Consider the following 232-nt stretch of genomic DNA (forward strand, 5'->3'; position numbering starts at 1 on the left):
GGGCGCTCCTTCAGCGGTCCAGGCGGGCGGCGGAAATGACGTTCTTCAGGCGGTTCAGGCGCTCGAGCAGCCTGGCGAGGGAGCCGAGGTCGCTGATCTCGACCGTCAGCTGCATCGTCGCCGTATGCGTGTTCTTGTTCGAGAGCGTGTTGATGGCGAGCACGTTGATACGCGCGTTCGCGAACAGCGCGGTGACGTCGCGGAGCAGGCCCTGGCGGTCGTAGGCCTCGAT

The 232-nt window shown here is 65.9% G+C and carries 1 protein-coding gene; it reads right to left on the bottom strand.

Going from position 1 to position 232, the window contains the following annotated elements:
* Positions 1–10: 10 nt before the first annotated feature.
* A partial coding sequence (locus SB754_RS23235; protein ID WP_410784595.1) for an ACT domain-containing protein occupies positions 11–232 on the bottom strand: 222 nt, incomplete at its 5' end.

The sequence above is a fragment of the Leifsonia sp. SIMBA_070 genome, assembly GCF_046534635.1.
Lineage (GTDB): Bacteria > Actinomycetota > Actinomycetes > Actinomycetales > Microbacteriaceae > Leifsonia.